The sequence below is a fragment of the Pelomonas sp. KK5 genome (assembly GCF_001984095.1).
Classification (GTDB): domain Bacteria; phylum Pseudomonadota; class Gammaproteobacteria; order Burkholderiales; family Burkholderiaceae_C; genus KK5.
In genome coordinates, this window is record NZ_LYVQ01000264.1 from 1 (window position 1) to 8,195 (window position 8,195).

Annotated in this window: 8 protein-coding genes; all 8 read left to right on the forward strand. The window is 68.9% G+C overall.

The window, feature by feature from the left end; translation table 11 throughout:
• Positions 1-509, forward strand: a 509-nt coding sequence (locus B0W88_RS27320) for a GDP-mannose 4,6-dehydratase (protein ID WP_144007001.1), incomplete at its 5' end; no start/stop codon positions are given.
• Positions 510-522: 13 nt separating this feature from the next.
• Positions 523-1,482, forward strand: a complete 960-nt coding sequence (locus B0W88_RS27325; RefSeq protein ID WP_198937954.1) for a GDP-L-fucose synthase — start codon at positions 523-525, stop codon at positions 1,480-1,482.
• Positions 1,479-2,951: an O-antigen ligase gene (locus B0W88_RS27330; protein ID WP_077037727.1), complete on the forward strand. Its 1,473-nt coding sequence runs from the start codon at positions 1,479-1,481 to the stop codon at positions 2,949-2,951. The genes B0W88_RS27325 and B0W88_RS27330 overlap by 4 nt, the downstream gene beginning before the upstream one ends.
• Before the next feature lie 17 nt (positions 2,952-2,968).
• On the forward strand, positions 2,969-4,480 hold the full coding sequence (locus tag B0W88_RS27335) for an oligosaccharide flippase family protein (RefSeq protein WP_077037728.1): 1,512 nt from the start codon (positions 2,969-2,971) through the stop codon (positions 4,478-4,480).
• Positions 4,481-4,489: 9 nt separating this feature from the next.
• Positions 4,490-5,719 (forward strand): glycosyltransferase family 4 protein, encoded by a 1,230-nt coding sequence (locus B0W88_RS27340; RefSeq protein WP_077037729.1) that lies wholly within the window; start codon positions 4,490-4,492, stop codon positions 5,717-5,719.
• Entirely contained in the window at positions 5,716-6,465 is a 750-nt protein-coding gene (locus B0W88_RS27345; RefSeq protein ID WP_077037730.1) for a glycosyltransferase family 2 protein, read from the forward strand. The genes B0W88_RS27340 and B0W88_RS27345 overlap by 4 nt, the downstream gene beginning before the upstream one ends.
• A 3-nt stretch (positions 6,466-6,468) precedes the next feature.
• Entirely contained in the window at positions 6,469-7,461 is a 993-nt protein-coding gene (locus B0W88_RS27350) for a glycosyltransferase (RefSeq protein WP_077037731.1), read from the forward strand.
• 53 nt (positions 7,462-7,514) lie between these two features.
• Positions 7,515-8,195, forward strand: a 681-nt coding sequence (locus B0W88_RS27355) for a heparinase II/III family protein (RefSeq protein WP_304442602.1), incomplete at its 3' end; no start/stop codon positions are given.

Below are 8,195 nucleotides of genomic sequence, written 5' to 3' on the forward strand. Positions count from 1 at the left end.
GCGCCATCGCCCGTATCGCGCTGGGCCTGCAGGACTGCCTGTACCTGGGCAATATGAGCGCGCTGCGCGACTGGGGCCACGCCAAGGACTACGTGGAAATGCAGTGGCTGATGCTGCAGCAGGACCAGCCGGAGGACTTCGTCATCGCCACCGGCGTGCAGTACAGCGTGCGGCAGTTCGTCGAGTTCGCGGCGGCCGAGCTGGGTGTCACCATCGGCTTCGAGGGCGAAGGCGAGAACGAGGTCGGCGTCGTCAAGGCGGTCACCGGTGACAAGGCCAGGTGCAAGGTCGGCGACGTGATCGTCAAGGTGGACCCGCGCTACTTCCGCCCGACCGAGGTCGAGACCCTGCTGGGCGACCCGAGCAAGGCCAAGGCCAAGCTGGGCTGGGAGCCCACGACCACGCTGAAGGAACTGGTGGCCGAGATGGTGCAGGCCGACTACACCGCGGCGCGGCGCGACAGCCTCGTCAAGCTCGCCGGCTTCCAGGCCTACGACTACAACGAGTGAGCAGGCCCGCGGCATGAGTAGCAGCAGCATCGACAGGCACGCCCGGATCTTCGTCACGGGCCACCGCGGCATGGTCGGTTCCGCGATCCGGCGCCGGCTGGAGCGCGGCGGCTACACGAACATCGTCACCGCACCGCGCGCCGAGCTGGACCTGCTGGACCAGCGCGCGGTCCATGCCTTCCTGGCCGAGTGCCGGCCCGACTACATCTTCATCGGCGCGGCCAAGGTCGGCGGCATCCAGGCCAACAACACCTACCGCGCCGATTTCCTCTATCAGAACCTGATGATCGAGGCCAACCTGATCCAGGGCGCGCACCTGGCCGGCGTGCAGCGGCTGATGTTCCTGGGCTCCAGCTGCATCTACCCGAAGCTGGCGCCGCAGCCGCTGACCGAGGACTCGCTGCTGACCGGCCCGCTGGAGCCGACCAACGAGCCCTACGCGATCGCCAAGATCGCCGGCATCAAGCTCTGCGAGGCGTATAACGCCCAATTCAAGCGGCAGTACGTCAGCGCCATGCCGACCAACCTCTACGGCCCCAACGACAACTACGACCTGGCCAGCAGCCACGTGCTGCCGGCACTGATCCGCAAGGCGCATGAAGCCAAGCTGCGCGGCGACAGCGAGTACGTGGTCTGGGGCAGCGGCACGCCGCAGCGCGAGTTCCTCTACGTCGACGACCTTGCCGACGCCTGCGTCTTCCTGATGGAGCAGGGCTATGACGGCCCGCTGGTCAACATCGGCTGCGGCACCGACGTGACGATCCGCGAACTGGCCGAGACGGTCATGAAGGTCGTCGGCTTCGAGGGTCGCATCGTCTTCGACGCCAGCAAGCCCGATGGGACCCCGCGCAAGCTGATGAGCGTGGAACGACTGGCCGGGCTCGGCTGGCGCGCCACCATGCCGCTGGAGGCAGGCATCGCGCTGGCCTACCGCGACTTCCTCGACAGGCAGGCAGCAGGGAGGCCGTCATGAACTGGGACTACCTGCTGATCGCCTACTACCTCAGCCTGCCCTTCCTGATGGCGATCGGCGCCGCGCTGGGCCTGGTCGCCGTCGGCGTGCTGGGCATCAACCGGCCCAAGCTGATGGTGTACCCGTTCGTGATCGCGCTGATCGCGATCGGCGGCACCTCCTTCGGCACCAACGACGTGTTTGCCTCGCGCTCGATCTACACCCGCGGCTCGGGCCAGGTCTTCTACCCGATCGTGTTCTGGATGGCGCTGGCAGGCCTGGCCTGGACCAAGGTCTCGCAGGCCTTCAACCCGCGCCCGCGCCTGGAGTGCAACCTGCGGCCCTGGATGCTCGGCTGGCTGCTGCTGCTGGGCGCGCATCTGGTGGTGGGCCTGTTGCTGGGCGTCGAGGCTGGCGACATCCTCAGCACCTTCGGTTTCGCCAACCTCGTCTGGATGAGCGTGTTCATCCTGCTGATGGTCAATGCCTTCGATCGGGAGGCTGACGTCGACGAACTGACCAAGGTGATCCTGTTGGCCGCACTGGGCCACACACTGTTCGGTCTGGTGCGCTGGGCGGCGTTCGGCGGTGACCCGGCCAACGTCTACGCCAACCGCGAGAACATCAACGTCAAGCTGACCTTCTTCGACATCAACGACAGCCTGGGTTGCCTGCTGGGCATGGTCATCGCGGCCGTGCGGTTGAGCCGCGACAAGCGCAGCCAGGGCTTCTTCTGGAGCGCCGTGTGCTGGGCGAGCCTGCTGCTGTCGCCGCTGTGCATCGCCTTGTCCTACCGGCGCACGGCCTGGCTGGGCATCGTGGTGGCAGGCGCCTTCACGCTGGTCTTCCTCAGCCGGCGCGACCGCTGGCTCGCTCTGCTCACCGCGGTGCCGGTCACGCTGGTGGGGCTGGGGTATGTGGCCAGCAAGCGCCTCTCCCAGACCAAGGGTGCAGGCGGCCTGACCAACTTCTTCTACGACCTGGCCGGCAAATCTTCCGGTGGCCTCAATCAGCGGCAGCTCGAGTTGGTGCTGGCCTGGCGCGACTTCATCGCCCACCCGATCACCGGTGTGGGCGCCTGGGGCCACTACAAGGGTGCCAGCCTGATCGAGTGGCAGAGTTCCGCCCGTGGCGGCGAGGGTGGCGCCTTCCTGCACAGCGGCTTCCTGCATGTGGCGCTGAAGTCCGGCCTGGTCGGCTTCATCCTGCTGATGGGCCTGTTCTTCGCCTTGACCGTGTTCGTCTGGCGTGTGCGCAAGTCGGTCGACCCGGCCCGGCTGCCGTTGTTCGTGGCCGGTGTGGCCGGCATCCTGTTCCTGATGCCGGACATGACCGCGGGTACGCCGATCCCGCAGGTCCGCACCATGTTGATCTGGGGCCTGTGCTTTGCCTTGCCCTATGTCGCTGCGCAGCGCCATCAGGTCACGGCCAGGCCTGCGCCGAAGCTGCATCCGCTGGTGCGTCGGACGAATCCGGCCGTCGGGGCCTGAGCGGCCCGGCCGACGCCATGTCCAGGAGCATCGGCCGCAACGCGGCCAGCAACCTGCTCGCCGGCGTGCTGCCGGCCCTGGTCGGACTGCTGACCATCCCGTACGTCGTCCACGGCCTGGGCAGCGAGGCCTACGGCCTGATGACGCTGGTCACGTCCATCATCGGGTACTTTGCGCTGATCGACATCAACGTCACCGCAGGCTCTGTCAAGCACATTGCCCATCACCACGCGCTGGGCGAGCAGGACCAGGTCTCCTCGGTGTTCAGCTTCGGCGCGGCGGTCTACCTGCTGATCGGCCTGGCCGGCGCGCTGCCGATCTATCTGCTGGCCCAGCCCCTCTCGGCCGAATTGTTCAAGGTGCCCGCGGCCATGCAGCCGCTGGCGGTGCAGACGCTGCACATTGCCGCCTTCGGCTTCCTCTTCGGCCAGTTGCAGGCCTATCTGCAGAGCGTGCCGCAGGCGCTGCTGCGCTACGACGTGTCCGCCCGCTTCGAGGCGCTGTTCGGCATCCTGGTGCCGCTCAGCGGCGTGGCGGTGATCGCCGCGGGGTACGGGCTGCGCGAGCTGATCCTCGTGCGCGTGGTGCTGAGTGCGCTCAACTGCCTGCTCTTGCTGCTGTCGATCCGCCGGCTGCTCCCGACGCTGCGGCTTAGGCGACCCGAGCGTGCGGTGGTGGTGGGCGTGTCCAGCTTCAGTGCCTATTCCTTCCTGAGCCGCGTGGCCTCGCTGAGCTACGTGCATGCGGACAAGCTGATCATCGGCGCCTTCGTCGGCCTCACGCCGCTGGCCTACTACTCGATCGCGTCCACGCTGGGCAATCGCGTGCTGGGCATGCTCTACCGCGTGTCGGCCGTGATGTTCCCTGCGGCCAGCGCGATGGCGGCCAGCGGCAACCACGTGGCCCTGCGAACGCTGTACCTGCGGATGACACGTTATGTGAACTTCGCCAACGCCGGCGCGCTGCTGCTGATCGCCGGCTTCGCGCAGCCGCTGCTGGCGCACTGGATGGGCGGCGACTTCGGCCGCAACGGCGCGCTGATCCTGCAACTGATGGCGCTGGCGCAGTTCATCGACTCACTGACCAACATCCCCTCGCTGGTGAACGACGGCCTGGGCCATCCGCGCATCAGCGGCAGCTTTGCGCTGGTGCGGGCGCTGATCGGCCTGCTGACGGTCTATGTCGGCGTGATCGCCTGGGGTATCAATGGCGCCGCGGCGGGCCATGTCGCATCGGCCCTGCTGATGACGGCCGCCTTCGTGCTCTACGTGCACGGCCGAAGCATTCCCTGCGAGGCGGGCGAGCTGTGGCGCCGCTCTTATGTGCCGATGCTGCCGCTGCTGCTGGGCGCAGGCCTGCTGGCCTGGCTGGTCGCGCGGATGGAGCCGCTGTCGCTGATTGCCCTGCTGGCGGCCGGTGCCGGTGCGTCGGCGCTGCTGCTGGCGGCTGGCCTGCGCTGGGTCCTGCTGCCGGATGATCGCGCCGCGCTGCAGGCCCGGGCGCGCCGGCTGATGGCGCGAGCCTCCTGATCGGCCGCGATGCGCATCCTGATGGTCACCGAGGACATCCCGGCCCGCCAGGTCGGCGGCCTGGGCAAGCACGTCGTCACGCTGTCCAACCGCCTGATCGAGGCCGGGCACGAGGTCGTGCTGATGGGCCGCAGCGATGTGGACTACGAGGCCAATGCCGCCGAGATCGGCTTTGCCGGCCGTTTCATCGCCGGCTTCCGCATGGACCGCAACGGCTGGAAGGAATCGCAACTGGGCGTCTGGATGCCGTACAAGCGCCGCGCGCTGGCGGGCCGCATCGAGCGCGCGATCGCGGCGCATGCGCCGGGCTTCGACGTCGTCCACTACCACGGCCACCTGCCGCTGATGGGCCTGGGCCTGCCGGCCGCGCTGCCGCTGGTGCAGACCCGGCACGACCAGGGCAGCGAGTGCCTGGTGCACCTGCGCTTCAAGCATGGCGACGTGTGCGGTGACCGCGATGCGCGGGCCTGCGCGAGCTGCGCCACGCCGCATCCGAATGCGCTGCAGGCGGCGGTGTCGGTCGCGGCCGTGAAGCAGTTCCGCGGCGACGTGGCCCGCAATTTCGCAAGCCGCCACACGATCTTCGTCTCGGATTTCCTGCGCCGGCAGTTCGAGAAGGCGGTGCCAGCGGCGCAGCTGGGGCGTACGCATGTGCTGCACAACTTCATCGATCTCGGGCGGCTTGAAGCAGTGGCGCGACGTGTCGACGCGGTGCGCCCGGGGCGTGTCCTGCTCGCTGGCAGGCTCGATGACGCCAAGGGGTTTCGCCAGTTCCTGCAGGCCTGGTTCCAGCAGCCGCCTTTGGCGGGCGCGGACCTCTGCATCGCGGGCGATGGGCCGCTGCGTCAGGAGCTGCAGTCCGAGTACGAGGGGAGGGCGACCTTCCTCGGCTGGGTGCCGTACGAGAGGTCGGTGCAACTCGCGGCAGAAGCCCATGTCTGCGTTGTCCCATCCGTCTGGCAGGAGCCCTGTGGCACCACTATCCTCGAGGCACTCGCGCTCGACCGTCCCTGTGTGGCGCTGAATCGCGGCGGCACGCCGGAACTCCAACGCTACGCCGGCCGCCCCGGGCAACTGCAGCTCGCCGACACGATGGACGAACTGGTCATGCTCACCCGCCATGCGCTGGGCGAGGCCCCGCGCAAGCCCTCGGCCCAGGCGGGCAGCACGGCCGACGTTCGGTCGATGTTGCCGAAGCTCCTGGCTGTCTACGAACTTGCCCGCAACACCGGATCATGAAGTTCTCCATCATCACCTGCACCTGGAACAGCGAAGCGACGCTGGCCGAGACCATCGCTTCCGTCAATGCGCAGCAGGAGGCCGAGGTCGAGCACATCTTCGTGGACGGCGGCTCCAAGGACGGGACGCTCGCGATGATCGAGCGGATGGCGCCGCGTGCCGTCGTGCTGCGTGACGTCGGCGGTGGCATCAGCCGCGCGATGAACGAGGGGATCAAGGCCGCGAGCGGCAATGTGATCGCACATCTGCATTCCGACGACTACTACTGCGACGGGCAGGTGCTGCGCGATGTCGCGTCGGCGTTGTCGAGCAGCGGGCGGCCATGGCTGGTGGGCGGCATCGACCGCCTGGTCGACGGGCAGCGCATGCCAGGCAAACTGGCCGATCGCACACTGACCGCCTTCAACTACTTCAGCGGCGCTGCCACCATTCCCCACCCCGCTGTGTTCATCCGCCACGAGCTGTTCCAGCGCTGTGGCATGTTCGACGAGGGTCTTCGCTATGCGATGGACATCGATCTGTGGCTGCGCCTGCTGCCGCAGGCCGAGCCGGTGGAGCTGCGCCGTTCGCTGACGGTGTTCCGCGAGCATGCGGGCAGCGTCTCCACTGCCAATGTGCTGGCCGCGCGCGCGGAGGAGCTGAAGGTCCGCATGGCCCGCGCCCAGCGGCATCCGCTGGCGAGCCTGATCTTCCGCCTGCGCTACGAGCGCCGCATTCGGCGCCTGCGCCGCGAACTGGGCGCCTGAGTCATGCCGCAGCCGCAGCGCCGTCTGAGCGTGCTGATCAAGGCGCTCAACGAGGAGGGTCGGATCGCGGCCTGCCTGGAGTCGGTGCTGGTCGCCGTCGAGGGGCTCGATGCCGAGGTCGTGCTGGTCGATTCCTGCTCGACCGACAGCACCGTCGAGGTCGCCAGCCGCTATCCGGTGCGGGTCGTGCAGTTCGCGCAGCAGCCGGACCGCAGCTGCGGCGCTGCCGTGCAACTGGCCTACCAGCAGGCGGGCGGCGAGTTCGTCTATGTCCTGGATGGCGACATGCAGATGGCGCCGGGTTTCCTTCGCCTGGCGCTGGAGCGGCTGGAGCGGGACGCGGGGCTGGCCGGTGTGGGCGGCAGGCTTGTCGACGAGGTCGTGCGCACCGAGACGGACCACGCGCGAGCCCGTATCGCTGGGATGCAGGTCAGTGAGCACGAGGTCGACGAACTCGGCGGAGGCGGCCTGTACCGGCGTGCCGCCATCGAGCAGGTCGGCTACCTGGCCAACCGCTGGTTGCAGGCCTGCGAGGAGGCTGATCTCGGCGTGCGCCTGCGCGCTTCCGGCTGGCGCCTGCTGCGCCTTCCCGACCTGGCGGTGCGCCACGAGGGCCATGCCGAGGGCAACGGCGCGATGCTGTTGCGGCTGTGGCGCAATGGCCGGGCCGCGGCGGCCGGCGTCATGCTGCGCGCGGCGCTGGGGCGGCCCTGGTGGCCCCTGGCGCTGAGGCGGATGTGGCATCTCGGCATCGCGCCAGGCCTGCATGGACTGGGCCTGCTGTTGGCGCTGGCGGGCGGCTGGCACTGGTACGCCGCGCCGTTGCTGGCCTGGCTGCTGCTGCAGGCGCTGCGGCGGCGCTCGCCCGGCGCGGCCTGGTGGTCGCTGGTCTCGGCCCATGTGCTGTTCGTCGCATCGCTGCGGGGCTTCCTGCGGCCGCCGCGCGATCCGGGCGAGCCGATCCCGTCACGAACGCTGAACCAGGCGGCGGGATAATTCCTATCGTGCAAAATTTGTCCAAGAGCATTGAGAAGACGAGGGACGAGGACGTGGGAGCGCTTGAAGGTCAGTCGCGCTGGCGCTGGCTGCTGAACCGCCTGCGCTGCATGTCGCCGGCAGAAGTGGCCCACCGGGGCCGCGTGGCCGTGGCCGGCCAGTTGCGCAGGCGTCTGGGCGGCGAGTTGATCGTCGGGCGCAAGCCGGAAGCGGTCCTGGCCGGCGCGCAGTGGCTGCGGGTGCCGGCCGGCATCGATGCCGCGGCGTACGTGGACGAGGCCCGGCTGATCGCGGCCGGTTCGGTGCGCTTGTTCGCGCAGCGGCGCTTCGAGGTGGGCCCGGCGCCCGACTGGAACCGCTGCCCGCGCCTGGGCGTGCGCTGCCCTCCGCTGCCGGCGCGCAGCATCGACCTGACCGACCCGGACCAGGTGGGCGACATCAAGTACGTCTGGGAGCTCAACCGCCACCTGCACTGGGTGGTGCTGGCCCAGGCCTGGGCGCTGACGCGCGACGAGGAGCACCTTCAGGCGCTCGGCCGACAGCTGCGCTCCTGGCTGGACCAGTGCCCGTTCGGGCAGGGGCCCAACTGGACCAGCTCGCTGGAATACGCGTTGCGGCTGCTGAACTGGTCGCTGGTCTGGCAGCTGATCGGCGGGCCTGAATCGCCGTTGTTCGCCGGCCCCGAGGGTCAGGTCTTGCGCGAGCGCTGGCTGGCCGCGATCGACGTCCATACC

Excerpts from the sequence above, each read along its gene's own strand:
- B0W88_RS27325 (WP_198937954.1), top strand. The coding sequence starts at position 523 with ATGAGTAGCAGCAGCATCGACAGGCACGCCCGGATCTTCGTCACGGGC.
- B0W88_RS27330 (WP_077037727.1), top strand. The coding sequence starts at position 1,479 with ATGAACTGGGACTACCTGCTGATCGCCTACTACCTCAGCCTGCCCTTC.
- B0W88_RS27335 (WP_077037728.1), top strand. The coding sequence starts at position 2,969 with ATGTCCAGGAGCATCGGCCGCAACGCGGCCAGCAACCTGCTCGCCGGC.
- B0W88_RS27340 (WP_077037729.1), top strand. The coding sequence starts at position 4,490 with ATGCGCATCCTGATGGTCACCGAGGACATCCCGGCCCGCCAGGTCGGC.
- B0W88_RS27345 (WP_077037730.1), top strand. The coding sequence starts at position 5,716 with ATGAAGTTCTCCATCATCACCTGCACCTGGAACAGCGAAGCGACGCTG.
- B0W88_RS27350 (WP_077037731.1), top strand. The coding sequence starts at position 6,469 with ATGCCGCAGCCGCAGCGCCGTCTGAGCGTGCTGATCAAGGCGCTCAAC.